We start from the raw sequence: 17656 nt of genomic DNA, 5'->3' as shown, positions 1-17656 counted from the left end.
AGGAGGCGCGGCATGCATAAGCCTTCGCACGTGGAAGTGCCCGGGCCGTTGGCGGCCTACGCCGTCGGGTTCCGGCAGGAGCTGGCTGGCCGAGGTTACTCACGAAGCCGGGCGACCGGGTTGCTGCTGATCATGGCCCGGTTGAGCCGCCGGATCGCAGAGCTCGGCCGAGAGGTCGAGGAACTGTCCGATGACGATATCGAGCAGTTCGTGTCCTACCGACGCTCAGTCAGCCGGGACGACCGTCAGCTGACGGCGCGGGCGATGGCCCCGCTGCTGGAGTATCTGCGAGTGCTGGGAGTCGTGCCGCGGCCGGCGCCCGCAATGTTGACCGTGCAGGAGCAGTTCCTGGGCGCGTTCGTTGGCCATCTTGTCACCGAACGAGGACTGGCCGCATCCACCATCGACAACTACCGGCGGGTCGCGGTCAGCTTCCTGGCCATGGAAAGCGATTGGCCCGATCGGATCGCCGAAGCGAACGCCGAGCACGTCACCGCGTTCGTACTCGCGCAGGCGGCCCGACGCAGTGCCGGGTCGATGAACAACGTGACGACGGGGCCTGCGCGCGTTGCTGAGGTGGCTGCATTTGGAGGGCCACACACCACTCTCGCTGGCAGCAGCGGTGCCGACCGCGCCGAGCTGGCGGGATAGCGGGCTGCCACGGGCGGTCGGATCCGACAAGATCCAGCGGCTGCTGGCGACCTGCGACCGGCGCACCAACGCGGGCCGCCGCGATCTGGCGATCCCACGCCATCAGAAGGAACGCCGGATCACAGACAAAGTTGTACAGATCATCGAACACGCGATGAGGATCGTCGTTAGCCCAACGGTGCAGCTTGGTTTGGATCTCTCGTACCCGCCGCGCAGCCGCGCCCCACAGGAGCGGCTGAGATGGCGGTGCGTCGGTATTCACCAACGGCCTCCCAGCATTCCAACCTCCGCACTGCGCACTTGCTGGCCCCCTTCGCCATGTGCACGCCTCTCGCGTGCTCGGACTACTACAGGGCCTCCGCCCAGCCTTGCGGTCGTCAGTCGGCGACGGACCTTGCCCCTCCACCGAGCTGGCTGCCCAGCGGCAAAGGCGACCACAGCGCTGTTCCCACGTTCGCCACATGACCGTTCGACGCGGGAGGTGCCCAACTCCTGCCCCGGCAGCATCGCCTACGCCGCAGACCTTCACCGTGGCCTCCTCACCGACGCAACCCACCGGCTTCGGAGTCGACCGCCCACACAGGACGGTCGTGCACTGCACCCCGGCCCCTATCTACCAGATTTGAGCCGGTGGAACGCTTACGAGGCTTTAACGCTGGTTCCTCTCGTACACCTTCGCGTCTGGCTAACTGTCGCTCGCCAGTCCGATGGGACCAGGGTTTTGCCATTGGCTAGGGACCACTTGGCTGCGTGGGTGAGCATGGCCGGGTGTGGGTCGGGTGTCAACGTGATCGAGCCGACCTGACCGGGTGGTGGGGTCGGTCAGGTCGGCTCGGGTGGGGCTGGTGGGTGACTGGGGTTAGGGGGTGGTGGGGCGTTGTCGGCGTCGGTAGGAGTCGCCTTCGATGACCAGTTCGTGGCAGGTACTGACGAGGCGGTCGACGGCGGACTGGGCCAGGAGTGGGTCGGTCATCATGGCCAGCTTTGTTGGGTTCGCGGTTGGAGGTGACGATGGTGGCGGCTTTGTGGTGGCGCTCGACGACGAGTTCGTAGAAGTCGGCGGTCTCGGTGGCGTCGAGGGCCTGCAGGCAGAAGTCGTCGAGGATGAGTAGTTGGATGTGGGCGAGGCGGCGCATCTCGGCCTCGACGGTGTGGTCGAGCCGGGCGGCTTTGAAGCGTTTGAACAGTTTGTCGGCGCGGGTCATGTGGACGCTGACGCGGCGGCGCACGGCGATGTGTCCGAGGGCGGTGGCGAGGTGGGTCTTGCCGACGCCGACCGGGCCGAGCAGCAGCGCGCCGTGCGGGCCGTCGAGGAAGCGTAGGGTGGTCAGTTCGTTCCACTGGTGTTGGTCGAAGCGGACCGCGGCGGTGGTGTCCCAGGTGTCCAGGCGCATGGCGGGGTCGAGACCGGCGGCGCGGGCCCGCAGTGTGGCGGAGTTGGTGTCGCGGCGGGCGACCTCGTCGGCGAGGACGAGTTCGAGGAAGTCGGCGTGGGGCAGGTTCTGCTGCCGGGCCAGGGTGAGCCGTTCGGGCAGGGTGTCGAGGAGTTTGCCGAGTTTCAACGTGCGCAGCACCTGCTTGAGGTCGGCGCTGACCGGGTCGGCCAGCGGCGGCGATGGTGTGGTGGGTTTGCGGCTGGTGACCATCACCGCACCCCCTCGCCCGCGTCGCCGACGACGCGGAGCTGGGCCCGCCGGGTGGCGTACTCGCCCGGATCGCGGGCGAAGCGAGCGGCGCCGACCGCGGCTGGGCGCGGCGGCGGGGCCGGCGTGTGTTCGGTAGCTCGTTCCAGCATCGAGGCGATCTTCGTCACCGACACGACGTCGACTTCCAGTGCCTTGCCGCAGGCGGCGTTCACGGCGTGGTCGCCGTAGCGGCGGGCGAGCCCGAGCAGTCGATAGACCGCGCGCATCCGGGTCCACGGCAGCGGGTCGTCCAGGAGTCGCTCGGCGTAGATGCCGACGTCGGGGCCGTGGCGGCGGGCGGCGGCGATGAGCCGGTCCAGGTCGCGCATCGCGTAGCCGACCTTCTCGGCGGGCAGGTCCTCCGGGTCGGTCCACCGGCCACCGGGCCGTTGCCGCGGATGGACTTTCACCAACTGTCCATTGTGGAAGATTTTGACGAGTGCCGAGTCGGCGCGGACGTCGACGTACTGGCCGATGAACGCCTTCGGCACCGAGTACAACGCCTTGCCGATCTCGAGGTGGAAGTCGCGGTGCACCTTGCACGACCGGAACAGCGGCTGGTCATAGCCGGCCGGCACCGGCAGTAACAGGTCGGCCTCATGCGCGGCGAACACGTCGGCGGGCCGGGCCTGGATCGTGCCGTGGATACGCTGTCCGGCCACGTCGGCGCACCAGGCGCGGGCGCGGGCCTGCGCATCAGTGAGATCGAGGAACGCCTCACCGGCCCAGAAGTTCGACCGGACATAGTGGACGGTCCGCTCCACCCTGGGCTTGTCCTTCGCGTGGCGGACCCGGGCGGTGTCGGTGACGAACCCGCAGTGCTGGGCGTAGTCCAGCCAGCCCACGGTCAGTTTCGGGTTGACCGCGTCGGCGCCAGCGACGATCGCGGCCATGTTGTCCGGGATCAGGACCTTGAACACCCCGCCGAAGAACCCCCACGCCTGCTCACAGCCGGCGATCACCGCGTCCAGGGTCTGGGAGACAGCCAGCCAGACGAACATGTGCCGCGAGTACACCGCCGTGAAGATCAGCGCATGGGTGACCCGGCGCCGTCCCGAGTCCGGGTCGGGCAGCAGGCCCATCTGCCCGAAGTCGACCTGCACCTCGGCACCCGGGTCCCCGTCGGTGACCCGGACCGTCTCGCCGCCGCGGCCGAAGCCGCAGCACTGCACGCAGAACCGGTGCAACGTGCGATAGGGCACCACCACACCCCGCCGCTGCAGCAACGTGCCGATCTTCACCACGGTCAGGCCCTGCTCCACCCACATGGTGATCTGCTCCCGCTGTCCCTCCAACTGCTGCCACGCGCTGCCGTGCCCGGCCGGCCGGTCCGGGCGCACCGCCGCGACCACCGTGCCGATCACCGCGTCGGTGACCTGCTCGAACCCGCCCTCACGCGCCACGCCTGCCGCCTCCGCCGCCTGCACATAGCGGCGTGCGGTCTTGCGGTCCACGCCCGCCCGCGCCGCGACCGTGCGTAACCCCGCCCCGGCCAGCCAGCCGCGCAGCACTTCACGAACCTCGATCACTGATACCTCCCGGAACGCCATCGGCTCCGACCCCCATGTCCAAATAAGACCTGGAAAGATCGGAAAACGGCAGTGACCGGAACCCGCGACGACACGCCGCAGGCGGTCCCATCACTGGCAACCGAGTGGTCCCATCACCGTGGCAAAAACCGGCTCACGGTGGTCCCATCCTCGTGGCGGGCGACAGCTAACCGGACCCGGACCGTCTGGCAGTACCGGCCCGTCCCGACGTTGTCAGGGCTGCTTCCCACCCTCACCGGCGTCCCCCAGATCAGGCTGCCCTCAGCTTCACCGACCTGCTGCGACAGGCCGATGGTGGAGTCCTTTCACCTCCACACGGTCATGAGCGCCTCGTGGCGCACGGTTACCACGTTCCACACCCACGAGCTGCGACCGGGTTGGGTGCCTTCTCGACCCCGGGGACGGCGGTACTCTCCCGACCGGATGCCGTGCCCGATCGGCGCCTGCCGCATCACCACGGCCTGTCCCTACACCCTGCTGCAGCCACCCATCGACAGGGCTCCGTTTTACGAGGCATCAACGAAGGTTCACGCGATTCACCCGTCCGGTCTGCCCCTCGCCCGTAACTCCCGGATGGAACGGGAGCCCTTCGGCTTCCTCCCGGGCTTCGCACCCTGCCGTTGCCAGCAGTGCACGCCGAGAGCGGAGCCAGGCCATGAGCACGCGCCCGGAACTACGCCACCGACATCACGCCGGCCTCCAATCAGCGAGTTCTCTCGCAAGGTGCGACTTCGTGTCGCAACGGCAGATCCGGATAGCCGGACGCCGGCATGAGGCCACGGGTCGCCTGAACGCCAGCCGGCGGGTGTTGCAGGCTCGCGACGTTCAGGGCTGGCTCTCCCGGTTCCAGAACCGGGAGAGCTGATCGACCTCGTCGGGGCTGAGCCCTGGGTCACCAGTCATGGCGATCATGCTCGTGTCCCACTCGCGGAGGCCATCGTGGCGGGGCGTCAGCAGCACGCCAACCGACGCTGCCGCAGGGTTGGTGTCGAAGTCGCCGCGTTCGTGGTGCCGCAGCTGGAACCACTGGCGAAATGCCTCATGGGTGACCTCGGAGAACTTCCAGCAGGCGCAGACGCTGCTGGCTGGCAGGCGGCGCCGGCAGGCCCCGATCGCCACCGTGAAGCGGACCCGGCATCCGTATCAGCTGCGGGGACTGCTGTTCTGTGGGCTGTGCCAGCGCCGGATGCAGGGCAGCTGGAACAACGACAAGCCTCACTACCGCTGCGTCTATCTGGCCGAGTACGGCCTGGCCAACCACACCACGCATCCGTGCAGCCTCTATCTGCGCGAGGAGCAGCTCGTGCCGGCCTTGGACCGGTGGCTGCTGCAGGCATTCGCTCCGCACCGGCTCCCCGAAACCCTCGCCGCGCTGGCTGCCGCCCAGGACGACGGACGCGACAGCGAGCAGGCGGCTCGCGCGGCCGAGGCCCGGCGGGTCATCGCCGAATGCGTCCAACGCCTCGCCCGCTACCGGGCTGCCCTGGAAGCCGGCACCGACCCTAGCCTGGTGGCCGGGTGGACGGCCGAGGTCACCGCCACCCGCGCCGCCGCCCAAGCACGACTCCGCGACGCCACGGGCGCAAAACCCACCCGTATGACCGCCGACGAAATCCAGACCATCGTGACCAGTCTCGGTAACTTGCTGACTGTCCTCCGCGACGCTGACCCCGCCGACAAGGCCGAGATCTACCTCGCCCTAGGACTGAAACTCACCTATCAACCCGGCCAAAACGCAGTGATCGCCGAGGCGGCGCCATCGGCGATCATGTACGAAGGCTCGTGTCGAAGGGGGGACTTGAACCCCCACCCATAGCACCCCTGAATGAAACAGGGATGCATGCGTTTGATCCTATCGACGCAGAGCCATTTCTCCAAGCGGAAAGACGGCCGGTCATCCTTGCGTTGCTCTGATCTGACCAAGGGCAGGGTCAGTCGTTCGAGTGTCTCGCATGCGACGCTCGCGGCGAGGCACAAGCACAGCTGATCAAGCTCTCGGTGACCATCCGGACATGGAGCTCGACGCCGTGGGTGCGCAGCTGCGGGCTGCGGTCGTCGAGGCGGTACCCCGGTGGTACGTGAGGATCCGCGGCATCTGCGCCAGCCGCGTGGGTAACACTGCGCTCGGTGAACAGTGCATCGAGACTCAGTAGCAGGTTGAGGTCGATGTTGCAGGCTTAGCGTGTGCGCATCCATGCCGTGGATAGGTGGACACCGCGTGGGACTCGCAGCCCGGCCGGTGGCGGCACCCGCGACTGGGCCGCGGCCAGCCGCGGTACCGGACCCGCTACGTCCGGCCCCACCGACCTCTCGCCGCCCGCCGTCGTCCAAGTCGCTGGTCCGGGCGACTGACCCGCCAGAGCGCGCCGGCCCCAGAAAATGTCGTAGGTGCCTGCAATGCTTGCCGCATGACGTTGTACGTGAACGGCAGCTGGACCGGTTGGTCGGGTGACACGATCGTCGAGCTCACCGACGGTTCCATCTGGAAGCAGGCGGAGTATCACTACGAGTATCACTATGCGTACCGTCCCGCGGTGACGATCTCGGGCGAGAAGATGCAGGTCAAGGGCATGCGGAAGGCAGTCCGGGTTCGGCGGGCCTGACCGTTCGCCGCCGCGGAAAGACACCGTGGATTACGGCACGCCGGTAGTGCGGCGCGCTCCAGGGCACCCGCGCCGACCGCGGCGACCAGCACGACACGAGGTAGCGCGGGCCGCCGGTGTCTGAGGAACGCCGCCAGGCGCGGCACCCGTCGCAAGCCCGGCGGCCCGGACGCAGGAGCGGATGCCCAGCTGGGCATCCGCTCCTGTGCAACGCTCCAGCGATGCGACGCGGGTTACGGCGAGGTGCCGCCCGCCCAGCCGTCAATGGCGTCGTATCGGCAATCCGGAAACGGACCTGGAGGCCAGCGATGGCGTGGCGTATGGGGTGCGCTATCGCGCGGCCCGATACCGACGGGCCCGTGCTTTGAAGGCTTCGTCGCCTCCCTCGAGGATGTGTCGTGCTGCGTCGGCGACGTCCGGTTCGTCGATTGCGCCACAGGCGACCACGCGGCTCTGGTCGATCGGTGGCATCCAGGGCGAGGATCATCTCGGCGTCGCCGAGGATCGGGATGTTCGGGTTGTGCGTGGCCACGATGACCTGGCGTCGGTCTGCGACCTCGGCGAGCTGCCGGACGACTTGGTTGTAGATGAATCGGTTGTCGAGGTCGTCTTCGGGCTGGTCGATGATGAGCGGGTCGGTGCCGGTCGCGAGCGCGAGGGCGAGCATCGCGGTCGCCTTCTGCCCGGGACTGACCTTCCGCACGTCCAGCCATCGAGGCTCACCGCTGTCGACCACGTTGATCTCGATCGTCACGAGGTCCGGCATGGCGCATTGCTCGATCTGCCGGACCTCGGAGACGCCGAGCTGACGCACTTTGCTCGCGGTGAGCTCCGTGACGCCGAGCTTCAGCAGGCGGTTGTCGGTGGCGGCCAACGCAGCGACGAGTGTTGCCGGTCCGGCTTCGGCCAGTTTCGTCTGCTGGTCGGCTCGGACGTTCTGGCTGGCGAGCAGCCGCGCCAGCAGGGTGTCGAGGTCCGCCGTGTCGGCCAGCGGCTGCACAACGACGCGGACGCGGTCGCCGAGTCTGGTGTTGAGGTCCGCTGCGGCGTCCTGGAACTGCTGGGACACCATGGTGCGGAAGGTGCGCAGGTCTTCGAGGAGCTCGGCTCGGGTTGCCAGGTGTGCCTCGATCTGCTCGCGCTGGGCGGGCACGGCGGCGACGGCGCGAGCCAGCTCGGCGGCGGTCCGCTGCTTGTGAGCGAGTTCTTCAGGGTCTTTCAGGCCGGCGTCGGCGAGCGCGACGTTGATCTCGTGGCGTCGCGCGTCGACCCGGGAGCGATGTTCGGCGATGAGCGTCCCGATCACGTCGTTCGCTGCTCGGGTCGCTGCCTCGATGCCGTCGGTGGCAGCGGCGAGGGCGGCTGCCACCTGGTCGGCGGTATTGGTGAGCTGTTCCGGAACGCAGTCGTGCTCCTGAACCGCTGGGCGGACCGACTGCTTACGGATCTGGGTGATGAGGCCTTCGGCGTCCGTCAGCCACTGCTGGACGGCGGCGACTTCCTCCTCCACCGCAGTCAGCTGTTGCGATGCGGCGACCTGCTCCGCTGCACCACGCTGACCGGCGACCTTCAACTGATCGGTGAGGTCGGCAAGCTGGGCCTCGTGCTCCTCGGCTCGGCTGACCTCGGCTTCGAGGGATCGGAGGTCGCCGTCGATTCGGTTCAGCTCGGCGAGGCAGTTGCTCGCGCCGGCCTTGGCGTCGCCCATCTGCGGGCCGGCGGAGATGGCGACGAAGTCACGCAGCGCGTCCTGGTGCTCGGCCAGTTGAGCGAGCTCACGCTGGCCGAACACGTTGATGGCGAACCGGCGGCCGGGGTCGACGCCGATGTCGCGGCCGTTGCGGGTCAGGCGCGCTGGTGTGCTGTCGCCGGAGCGGACGATATCGTACCGCTGCAGGTCCTCGGCGACGACGCCGAACGTTGCGGTTGCGTTCGCCGGGAAGTTGGTCCGGCGGTTGTCTTGGTTGTCACTGACGGTGGACTCGGCGCCGCCGCAGACGTGGCGCGCGATCTCGATCGCGGTGGACTTCCCGGTGCCCTTGCCTCCGATGATCGCGTTGAGGCCGGGGCCGAGGTCGACGGTGACACCGTCGTGGAACCCGCCGCTGATGGCGATGCGGGTGATGTGTGGCCAGGTCGCGTCGGCGCTGGGCAGGAAGCGGATGCCGGTGAGGTGCCCGTACTTGCCGCGAAGCTTCTCCGGGAACCGGATGCGGTTCTCGGGCATTAGGAACGCCTGCCGCAGGTTTTCCAGCGTCGGTGGCTCGCCCAGCTTCAGGTACACGGCTCGCTCGCCGACGGTGTCGAGGCTGCGGACGTCGCCGGAGATGAACCAGGCCGGCCGCTGGCCGTCGAACTGCGACTTGGGGTTCGTGAGCACGTCCGCGTGATCGTTGCCGTACACGTCGAGGCCGAGCACGTAGCCGCTCTGGGCGACCTGCGCGCTGATGTTGCACACGTTCTTGCCGAACAGGCCGATGTCTTTCGCGGTGGCGTGCGGCGCAAGCACGAGCGCGCCGTAGCGCTCGGTGGCCTCCTTCGCCAGCTCCAGCGGCGATCCGGACAACGTCGGGTTCGGGAAGCGCTTGTCGGTCAGCGCCGCTGGTCCGTCCGGCGGGAACAGCCGCGCCAGGAGCTGCTGGCCGCGCCGATACCCGTCGTCGGTGCAGTCCCAGATCGCCATGAGGTGGCACTTGTTGACGTTAAACTCAATGCCCGGGAACACGACGACGCCATGGCGCGCCCCGGCCGCGGCGAGCTCCGGGTACCACGCCAGCGTGCGCTACGCGTTGATAGTGCCGACCGCCTCAGTGAGCGCCGTCCAACGGGTTCCTGTCTACGTCCGTAATCGGCTGCGCATCGACCTGTACGAGGTAACCGCGGGCGGTGAGGTGCGGCAGGTTCACGGATAGGTCGTGCAGGCGTTCCGACCGCGCGGGCGGCATCCCGGCCCGGCTGAGCGCGCGCTTACCTCCCCGACGCGAGCCGGCCTTCCCCCACCGCCGTCGTCGTCACGTCCGCTTGGACGGCCTCGTGAACCGCGTCCCCAACTGGGCCGACCGCACGCGCCACCGCACCGACCCTCCGACACGCTCAACGCGGACACGGTTCTACGTCGGGGCGTGGATGAACGGCAGCGCCAACGCCGGCCGGCAGGTGCGGGTGCGGTGGATGCCGCACCACGACCACGAGATCGAGGTCTTCGACGCCCGTACCGGCGCGCACCTCGGCCGGACCGTCCTCGCCGACCAGGCCGGCCCCGAGCACATCCGCGCGGTGTAGCGGGCCCGGACGACGCGTCGGGACCGGCTGGCGCGCGAGCTCAAGGCGGTCGAGCAGACGCGGCGCCGGCGTTACGCTGCGGCGACCACGGCGGAGCCGGTCCGGCCGTTGGGTGCGATGACCAGGGGCGAGGCCTCGGCCGAGCTGGTCGACGCCGACGTCGGCGCGCTGCGCGCCCAGGCCCGGCCGTGGGTGATGCCGCTCGGGCCGCCCGCGCTGGGCTGGGTCCTGCCCCGCTCGGCCCGCGCCGCCGATGCCGGCGGTGTCGACTCGACCGGCTTCCTCCGCCGGGCCCAGGGCCTGCGACTGCGCCGGCGTGCGCGATTCGGGTGGGCTGGGTGGGATAGTCATGCCGATCACGGCTGGTGTGGCGAACCTCCGGTCCATGGTCATGATGGCCGGTGGTGTTCGTCGCGTGTCGGTGGCAGTATCACATTCATCCGTTCACTATGTTGCGATGCGTTCCGCCTACTTGTGGTGCGGCGCCGCCGTCGGCATGCTTGACCGTGGGAACCCCCTCCGCGTGCTGCAGGCGCGGTATGAGTCACCCGGATGACCTTGTCTGTGGGCCAGGCGAGCGCCGGGCTTCGAGAGGGCTCCCCGGGCGGCTCGTCACCGCTAGGGGAGCCCTTTCACTGCAAGGGGCGGCGGCATTGGGCCGGTCGCGCGTCACGCCCCGCCGGCCTCGGCCGCGCGCCACCGCTCCCATTCTGTGGTCTGGTGCCCCGCCGCCTCGAGCCGGCGCAGATGCGCAACGTCCCGTCCGTCCCACGATCGGCGCGGGTCGCGCATGCGCGCCTCGTCCGCGGCGACCGCTATCACGAAGGCGACATGCACCACGTCGGCGGGTTCGACGGCCGCCAGGTATGCCGTCGGATCGGTGAGGCCGACCGGGCCGATGCCGGCCTTGCGCAGCCAGCGATGGGCCAGCCGCACCGCGTCGCGGTGGTATGAGGCGCCTCGTATTGCGTACTGCGCGATGACCTGTGTGACGTCCTCGGCACTGGCTCGCTGCGCGGCCAGCCGCTCGCATGAGCTGAATCGTCCTGCGCCGGAGTTTTGCGCCGCTTCGCGCTCGGACGCTCGAGCTTCGGTATCCGCCGTGTTCCTTGGCGAGTCGAGCGGGTCGTGCGTGCCGCGGCGCTGTTTCGTTTCGGCGGCGGCGCGGTGCAACCGGCGTCGATGTACCTCGGCGATGGCCTGCCCGACCGGCATGCGCCCTTCCGACATCAGTTCCCAGGCGTGCATCTGCAGCTCGCCGTCGGCGAGTTTGCTCAACGCCTCGGCGTCGGTGACACCGAGGTGGTAGTCGGCGACCGCCTCCTGGAGCGCTGTTGGCAGCCCGAGCAGCTGCAGACGCTTCGACACAACGGAGTGCGAGGGGATGTGCAGGCGGTCGGCGATTTCGCGGACCTTGAGGCCGTTCTCATCCCGGAGCCGTTGATACTCCAGCGCCTCCATGATCGGGTCGAGAGCCTTGCGGCTCAGGTTCTCCAGCAGCCGCACGATTGCGTCGCCGCCGTTGGCGCTGAGGTCGTGGCGGATATGCACCGGGACTTCCGCCAGGCCGTACCTGACGGCGGCAGCCTTGCGCCGATGGCCGGCCAGGATGACGTAGGGGGCGTCACCAATCGCCTCGGCCCGCGCGGGGTTGTTCTTCAGGAAGTTCTGCCGGGTGGTCACGAGGATCGGCTGGAACAGGCCGTACTCCGCAACGTTGGCGAGGTCGTCGAGGTCGTCGAGGCGCCGCGGCGGGTTCCGTGGGTCGTCGGCCAGTTGGTTGGGTCTCACGCGCGCGAACTCGATGGACCCGGTGGCCGGGCGGGTGCCCGGCGCGCGGGCCTCCCGGTCCTCTAGCGGCTCCTCGTCGTCCCATCCAGCGGATGCCGCCGCGGCGGATGCCATAACCGTGCTCACTCTCTGTCGAAGATGTACAGGCAGTATCCGGGCCGCGACTCGAAGGGGAGGTAGTTCGGTCGCCGGTCAGACATCAGTTACCGGCGGTCGCGTCGTGGTGGCGGTGGTACTCGGCGTGCCGCTGCGGATTTGTTGTCCAGCCGCCGCAGATGGGGCACTCCTCGCCGTACGGAGCGCCCGCCGCCGGGCTGCGAGCCGCCAGCGGGCGTAAGGCATCGCGCAGGCCGGTCCACTTCGGGTGCCAGATGGCCGCGATCTCTGCATTGGTGACTCCGCACGCGGCGAGGAAGCTGCGGGTAAACCGCCACGAAGGTTCCGCGCCGTTGAGCACTCGGGAGATGGTGGCCTTCGAGTACTCCCCGTTCATGGCCTGCACGAGGGTGGCGTAGGACGAGTCGCCGGAGGCGCGGCGGACCTCGCGCAGTTCAAGGACAAATTGCCCCAGCGCGGCCGCAGCGCACGCCGCGCTGGCCGGCCCGGGGGTGGCGACGTCACGCCCGGGCCGATGACCGACTTCAGTCATGACGCAGCGTCCCTAGGCCTTGAGCAGACGTTCTGCGATCTCGGCGGTGAGGACGGCGAAGCCGCACGCAGCGGCCAGCGCGGCCCGGGCGTCGTAGCCCTGAGCATGGAACACGAGGAGGAGCACGTCGATGCAGAACAGGATCGCGACGAACGCGATCATCCGGGCGAACAGGGCTTCCGGCGGACGAGGAACCGTATTCATGATCGTGTCCTTTGGTGGTGGGCCAGGCGGTCTCGGGTAAGGCCTTCCGCGCGGGAGGAGTCACCTCCGCTGGATTGCTATTCGTCATCTTGGCATTGCTTGATGACGCACGCCAAGCGATGCTTCGAGTCAAAGCGTTCTACTTTAAGAATGAAACAACTTAATCGTTTAAGTAGGTCTCTAGCTGGGGCTCGGCAACGTAATTGAACCCACCACCTCATTTGGTAGAGACTATTTCCGCGTCTACCGAAAGGGCAGATGTCCTCAATGGTAGAGAATGTTGGTTCTCGCAGAACCAACATTGAGGGCACGTACTTCGAGTACTACGCACGGAGGCTTGAGCTAATGCGAAAGTTCGTCAGGTTCCGTCGTTCGGACGCTAACGATGGCTGACGCTGACTGATACGAACGTCACAGGTGAACGGAAGGTGAACACGAGAGGTACAACGGCTGATGCACACATAAGGCCACACGGGGCTCAAAGGTAAACAGAAGCAGGTACAGGGTCCTGGGCGACGACCACCCGAACACGCTGACCTCGATGAACAACCTCGCCGGCGGCTACGAGTCGGCCGGGGACCTGGGGCCGCGTCATCTACGCCGCGGCGACCACACCGGAGCCGGCCCAGGCCCGGCCGTGGGTGATGCCGCTCGGCCCGCCGGCGCCGGGCTGGGTCCTGCCCCGCTCGGCCCGCGCCGCCGATGCCGGCGGCATCGGCCCCCAGCTCAGGGCGATTGCGTAGTCGAGCGGCGAGGGCTCTGAGCAGGAGGTTCTAGGGGTGAGTGGACGCTGTAGAGGCCGTGAAAGCGGGTGAGGCCGCATCGGTGATCATGGAGTTCTCGACGCCCCGTGACACCGCAAGGACCTCACCCGCCGATGGCATCATCCCTCATTCCCGCACTGGCCGTCACCGCGCCTGTCGCGAACACCGCACCCGCACCTGTCACCGATAGTGAGCAGCACGGGCTGCTGCAGACCCTGGCCGCGGTCCCGGACCCGCGTGACCCCCGCGGGATCCGATACCCCCTCTCCGGGCTGCTCGCTGTCGCGGTCTGCGCCGCCCTCGCCGGTGCGTCATCGTTCGCCGCGATCAGCGACTGGCTCCACGACCTCGACGAACAGGCCAAGGCCAGACTCGGCTTCGCTCGCCGGACACCCGCGGGCACGACCGTGTGGCGGCTGCTGACCCGCCTCGACGCTGGACTGCTGACCGGGGTCCTCGCAGGCTGGCTGCGCACCCGCACCCGCACCCGGCCAGCGCTGCGGCGTCCACGCAGATACCGGCAGGTCATCGCCATCGACGGCAAAACCTTGCGCGGCTCGCGGCGCCCCGACGGCGGTTACGTCCACCTGCTCTCCGCCCTCGACACCGCCACCGGCATCGTCCTGGCGCAGGTCACCATCGACGCCAAGTCGAACGAGATCCCCGCGTTCGCCCCGCTGCTCGACGCCGTCACCACCGTGCTCGGCGACCTGACCGACCTGCTGTTCGTCGCCGACGCACTGCACACCCAGACCCGCCACGCCACCGAGGTCGCCGGCCGCGGCGCGCACCTGCTCGTGCAGGTCAAGGCCAACCAGCCGACCCTGTTCGCCCAGCTCAAAGCCCTGCCATGGGCGCAGGTCCCGGCCGGGGACCGAACCCGCGACCGCGGCCACGGCCGCCGCGAGACCCGCACCGTCACAGCGATCACCCTCGCCACCCCAGGCGGGATCGCGTTCCCGCACGCCGAGCAGGCCGTCAGGATCACCCGCACCCGCATCACCGCCAGCCGGACCAGCCGCGAAACCGCGTACCTGACCGTGTCCCTGCCCGCCGCCGACGCCCAGCCCGCCGACCTGCAGGACTGGATCCGCCGCTACTGGCACATCGAGAACCGCCTGCACCACGTGCGGGACGTGACATTCCGTGAAGACCACCATCAAGCCCGGACCGGCACCGGACCCGCCGTCATCGCCACCCTGCGTAACGCCGCGATCGGCTACCACCGCACCGACAACGCAGCCAACATCGCCCGCGCCACCCGACGCGCCGACCGCCGCTCACGCGACCTCATCGATGCCGTGACCAGCGGCTACCCGACTATGCAATGACCCTGGCCCCCAGCTCGACGGGCTCGCCTGGTGCAGCGGAGACGGAGGCGACGTGACGACCTGGCTCGACCTCGACGAGCGCGACGATCACTACCCCGGTCTGGCCGGGGCGCACGTGGTGGCCGCCGAGGCGCTGCTGCAGCTGCGCGACAACCTCGCCGACGTCCTACACGCGCGGGCGATGATGTGCGTGCACGGCGACGCCGGCCTGGGCAAGACCCTGTCGGTCAACGCCGCGCTGCGCTCCCTCGCCCCGGCCGACGTGTGCCGGGTGCAGTTCCGGCCGGCCTGCAACTGGTCGAGCCCGGCGCGCGGCCTGTGGGGTCCGCGTGTCCGAAGCGTGACTCGAATCTGTAGGCCACCTGCTACTGGCGCCGCTGGCAGTCGGCCACCACGCCGAGCGATCTGCACCGCCAACAGGGCTAATGCGCGCTGCGATCGGGTCCGTGACATCAGGCGCGAGCGATTCTCGCGTGTGCGGCCAGGGCCGACAGCTGGGTGTGATGTCACCCGAGCCTAAACAGGGTTCGACGTCCTCTCTCTTCGCTGGGAGGTTCGGTGGAATCACAACCGCCGGTGCAAGGATTCTGGCGCCGCGCTCTCACCCGGCCGGAGTGGGTGGGAGGTGCGGGAGTTCTCGCCACCATCGGGATCGTGGTCGCGGTGCTGGCCTGGTTGGCGCCCCAATCGCCGGGTGGCCCGGTCGTCGATCCAACGCGCATCGGCCCCGTTCCCGGAAGCACAGCTCCGCAGCCGGATGCGTCCAGCGTCCGAGCTGAACCAGCAAGTCCGACTCCGGCAAGCGCGCCGCGGCCGCTGACCAAAGACGATCTCAACGTCACCTGCTCGGTCGAGCCGGCTCCTCCGGGCGCGCAAGTAACCCTCACCTACATGATCACGGCGAAGATCGAGGGGCGAGCCGACCTCGGGGCCGACGTGTACGCGGATGACGGCACCTCGCTGGCCGACGGGTTCGGGGATCTTCACAACTACCCGATCAAGCCCGGCGTCCAATCAGTGCCGCGGCCGCTGCGGATACCGGCAAAGCTCGACCACGGCGACTACGAGATCACCGGGGAACTCTGGCCCGAAGGCAAGATCGGTACCGGCGAGACCATCGCCGATCCCACCTGCGCGACGTTCTCCGTCTAGCCGCCAGCTTGATCTTGTCCGGGAATCGATCGTTTCCCGAACAAGATCAAAAATGGCCGCCGGATCGGTCAGGGGCGTCCAGAAAACGTGTCCAGAAAGTCGGCGTGTCCAACAACCCGCCGACCCGTTTTCCGGGCATGCTGAGCAGCGCCGCGCCCCCTCGCCGGACGGAGACCACATGATCGAGACGTTGACCGCCGAGACCGTGCTGCAGCTGATGGAGCTCGGCTTCGCCGTCGACCCGGTGATCGCCTCCTCGCCGTCTCTGGGCGCCTGCGCGATCGACGCCCAGGGCGCCGCGGCCGCCGGCATGACGGTGCTCGCGTCGCGCCTCGACGTCATCAGCCGCTGGGGCGACCGCCCGCTCACCTGGCAGTGGTGCGAGACCGTCGCCACGGAACTCGCCCGGCGGGCCGCCCCGTGACCGCCGGCGGCATCGTCGCGCCAGACGGCGGGGACCTGCTCACGCCGGCGCCGCTGACCGGCGTGCTCGTCGGCTACGGCCGGGTGTCCACCCGGGACCAGAACCTCGCCCGGCAGGAGGCGGCCCTGACCGCGGCCGGCTGCGCGAAGTGCTTCTTCGACAAGGCGACGGGCAAGAACACCGCGCGGCCCGAGCTGACCCGGATGCTCGAGTACGTCCGGCCGGGCGACGCGCTGACCGTGGTCTCCCTGGACCGGCTCGGCCGGTCCCTGGAGGACCTCATCACGATCGTCGGGCAGCTGAAGCGGATGAACGTCGGGTTCCTGTCGCTGCACGAGAAGCTCGACACCACCACCCCCGGCGGCATGTTCGTTTTCCATGTCTTTGCCGCGCTTGCGGAGTTCATCCGCACGATCATCGTGGCGAACACCAACGAAGGCCTCGCCGCTGCCCGGGCCCGCGGCCAGCGCCTTGGCCGGCCGCCGGCGATGACCCCCGAGAAGCTTGCCTACGCCCGGCAGCTGCTGGCCGAGCCCAATCGCACGATCAGCGCGATCGCGAAACTCCTCGGCGTCTCCCGCACCACCATCTACAGCGTGTTGCCCGAGCTGCTGCCGCCCGACCTTGCCCAGCCGGGCCTCGACGCCCGGGTCGCCGAGCTGCCCGGCGACACCCGACCACTGCCGGCCCTCGGGGCGTAGGACCAGGTCCTCGCCCGCCCGGCCGCGTTCGAGGTGCTGGGTCCCACCAGGCGCTGGCTCAGAACGACGACGTCGACACAGACTGGACGAGGGCGAGGACCGAATGACGGCATTGGACAAGCAGACTGCACAGGCGCAGCAGGCGGCGGCGATGGCCGCAGTGCGTGACGGGCTGGGGCCGACCCCGGCCGAGTTCGGCACCGCCGGTGAGCTGGCCCAGCTCATGGCCAGGCTGCCGGCCGGCACCCCGGTCCGCATCGCCGAGACGCTCCGTATCGACCCGGCCCTGCAGCTGGAGGAGACCGACAACCGCACCGCGGCGGTCGTCACGGTGCTCACCCTCGCCGACGGAACCGACCCGGTCGACGTCCTTGAGGACGACGGGCGGATCCGCACCTACGGCCGGGTGATCCCCGGCATCGAGCTCGGTGCCGTCATCGTCGCCGAAGGCACCCCGGCCCCGGCCCGCACCACACCGTTTCCGCCGTTCGAGCGGGCCCAGGAAGCGCTGAACGCCGGCGACCTGGCGGCCGCGCTCGACGCCCACGTCGAACTGCTGAACTGGATGGCCGGCACCCTCACCAGCGCACCCGCGGGGCTCGACGCCGCGCCCGCCGTCCCGGACCGGATCACCGACGACGACCTGCGCGAGCAGCTCGCCGTCGAGGCCGACCGGCTCCGGCACGCCGCAGGCCGCCTCACCGTGCTGCGCGGCCGCGTCGTCGCCGACCTGGCCGGGCCTGGGAACGGCGATGAGCATTCGCCTGCATGACCGTCAGGGGCACTCGAGCCGCCCCCGGCAGGTCGAGCGTGAGCGCACGCCCAACGGCGGCGTCATCGGCCCATGCCGGGCCCGAGCGGCCCCACCG

Annotated in this window: 16 protein-coding genes and 1 pseudogene; 11 read left to right on the top strand and 6 right to left on the bottom strand. The window is 69.1% G+C overall.

Translation table 11 applies throughout. The features are described from left to right. The first annotated feature begins 12 nt into the window (after positions 1 to 12). Positions 13 to 651, top strand: a complete 639-nt coding sequence (locus tag ACQPXD_RS48315) for a hypothetical protein (protein ID WP_432830581.1) — start codon at positions 13 to 15, stop codon at positions 649 to 651. A gap of 782 nt (positions 652 to 1433) precedes the next feature. Here the strand turns inward: ACQPXD_RS48315 and ACQPXD_RS48310 are convergent. Further along, entirely contained in the window at positions 1434 to 2297 is an 864-nt protein-coding gene (locus ACQPXD_RS48310; protein ID WP_432844226.1) for an ATP-binding protein, read from the bottom strand. Then, positions 2297 to 3865: an IS21 family transposase gene (gene istA, locus ACQPXD_RS48305; protein ID WP_432830579.1), complete on the bottom strand. Its 1569-nt coding sequence runs from the start codon at positions 3863 to 3865 to the stop codon at positions 2297 to 2299. The genes ACQPXD_RS48310 and istA overlap by 1 nt, the downstream gene beginning before the upstream one ends. 1066 nt (positions 3866 to 4931) lie before the next feature. On the opposite strand from istA, the gene ACQPXD_RS48300 reads away from it, so the two are divergent. The 3 genes from ACQPXD_RS48300 (at position 4932) to ACQPXD_RS48290 (ending at position 6489) form a co-directional block, all read left to right on the top strand. Next, positions 4932 to 5702, top strand: a complete 771-nt coding sequence (locus ACQPXD_RS48300) for a zinc ribbon domain-containing protein (RefSeq protein WP_432830577.1) — start codon at positions 4932 to 4934, stop codon at positions 5700 to 5702. Between the two features lie 196 nt (positions 5703 to 5898). Further along, positions 5899 to 6039: a hypothetical protein gene (locus ACQPXD_RS48295; protein ID WP_432830575.1), complete on the top strand. Its 141-nt coding sequence runs from the start codon at positions 5899 to 5901 to the stop codon at positions 6037 to 6039. A 255-nt stretch (positions 6040 to 6294) separates the two neighbouring features. Next, positions 6295 to 6489 carry a hypothetical protein gene (locus ACQPXD_RS48290; RefSeq protein ID WP_432830573.1) on the top strand — a complete coding sequence of 65 codons (195 nt, stop codon included), beginning with the start codon at positions 6295 to 6297 and terminating at the stop codon, positions 6487 to 6489. A gap of 330 nt (positions 6490 to 6819) precedes the next feature. Here the strand turns inward: ACQPXD_RS48290 and ACQPXD_RS48285 are convergent. Next, positions 6820 to 9268: pseudogene (locus ACQPXD_RS48285) on the bottom strand (AAA family ATPase); the annotation flags it as partial. A gap of 347 nt (positions 9269 to 9615) precedes the next feature. Between ACQPXD_RS48285 and ACQPXD_RS48280 the strand changes: the two are divergent. After that, positions 9616 to 9771 carry a hypothetical protein gene (locus ACQPXD_RS48280; RefSeq protein ID WP_432830571.1) on the top strand — a complete coding sequence of 52 codons (156 nt, stop codon included), beginning with the start codon at positions 9616 to 9618 and terminating at the stop codon, positions 9769 to 9771. 669 nt (positions 9772 to 10440) lie between these two features. Here the strand turns inward: ACQPXD_RS48280 and ACQPXD_RS48275 are convergent. From ACQPXD_RS48275 to ACQPXD_RS48265, 3 genes are all read right to left on the bottom strand, one after another. Beyond that, entirely contained in the window at positions 10441 to 11676 is a 1236-nt protein-coding gene (locus ACQPXD_RS48275) for a ParB/RepB/Spo0J family partition protein (protein WP_432830569.1), read from the bottom strand. A gap of 85 nt (positions 11677 to 11761) precedes the next feature. Next, the gene (locus ACQPXD_RS48270) at positions 11762 to 12211 is read right to left on the bottom strand and encodes a helix-turn-helix domain-containing protein (protein WP_432830567.1); all 450 of its coding nucleotides are present in this window, start codon (positions 12209 to 12211) and stop codon (positions 11762 to 11764) included. A 12-nt stretch (positions 12212 to 12223) separates the two neighbouring features. After that, the gene (locus ACQPXD_RS48265; protein WP_432830565.1) at positions 12224 to 12415 is read right to left on the bottom strand and encodes a hypothetical protein; all 192 of its coding nucleotides are present in this window, start codon (positions 12413 to 12415) and stop codon (positions 12224 to 12226) included. Between the two features lie 877 nt (positions 12416 to 13292). Between ACQPXD_RS48265 and ACQPXD_RS48260 the strand changes: the two genes are divergently transcribed. From ACQPXD_RS48260 to ACQPXD_RS48235, 6 genes are all read left to right on the top strand, one after another. After that, on the top strand, positions 13293 to 14510 hold the full coding sequence (locus ACQPXD_RS48260) for an ISAs1 family transposase (RefSeq protein WP_432830563.1): 1218 nt from the start codon (positions 13293 to 13295) through the stop codon (positions 14508 to 14510). Positions 14511 to 14562: 52 nt separating this feature from the next. Then, positions 14563 to 15030, top strand: a complete 468-nt coding sequence (locus tag ACQPXD_RS48255; protein WP_432830561.1) for a hypothetical protein — start codon at positions 14563 to 14565, stop codon at positions 15028 to 15030. A 134-nt stretch (positions 15031 to 15164) separates the two neighbouring features. After that, positions 15165 to 15662 (top strand): hypothetical protein, encoded by a 498-nt coding sequence (locus ACQPXD_RS48250; protein ID WP_432830559.1) that lies wholly within the window; start codon positions 15165 to 15167, stop codon positions 15660 to 15662. A gap of 178 nt (positions 15663 to 15840) precedes the next feature. Continuing rightward, complete coding sequence (locus tag ACQPXD_RS48245) at positions 15841 to 16086, top strand: hypothetical protein (protein ID WP_432830557.1); 246 nt, start codon at positions 15841 to 15843, stop codon at positions 16084 to 16086. Then, on the top strand, positions 16083 to 16787 hold the full coding sequence (locus ACQPXD_RS48240; protein ID WP_432830555.1) for a recombinase family protein: 705 nt from the start codon (positions 16083 to 16085) through the stop codon (positions 16785 to 16787). The genes ACQPXD_RS48245 and ACQPXD_RS48240 overlap by 4 nt, the downstream gene beginning before the upstream one ends. A 103-nt stretch (positions 16788 to 16890) precedes the next feature. Beyond that, positions 16891 to 17559 (top strand): hypothetical protein, encoded by a 669-nt coding sequence (locus ACQPXD_RS48235; RefSeq protein ID WP_432830553.1) that lies wholly within the window; start codon positions 16891 to 16893, stop codon positions 17557 to 17559. Positions 17560 to 17656: the final 97 nt, after the last annotated feature.

Origin of the sequence: Dactylosporangium sp. CA-092794, assembly GCF_050948465.1 — a bacterium.
GTDB lineage: Bacteria > Actinomycetota > Actinomycetes > Mycobacteriales > Micromonosporaceae > Dactylosporangium.
Note: the sequence above shows the minus strand (reverse complement) of the source record. Positions and strands in the feature narration are given on the sequence as shown.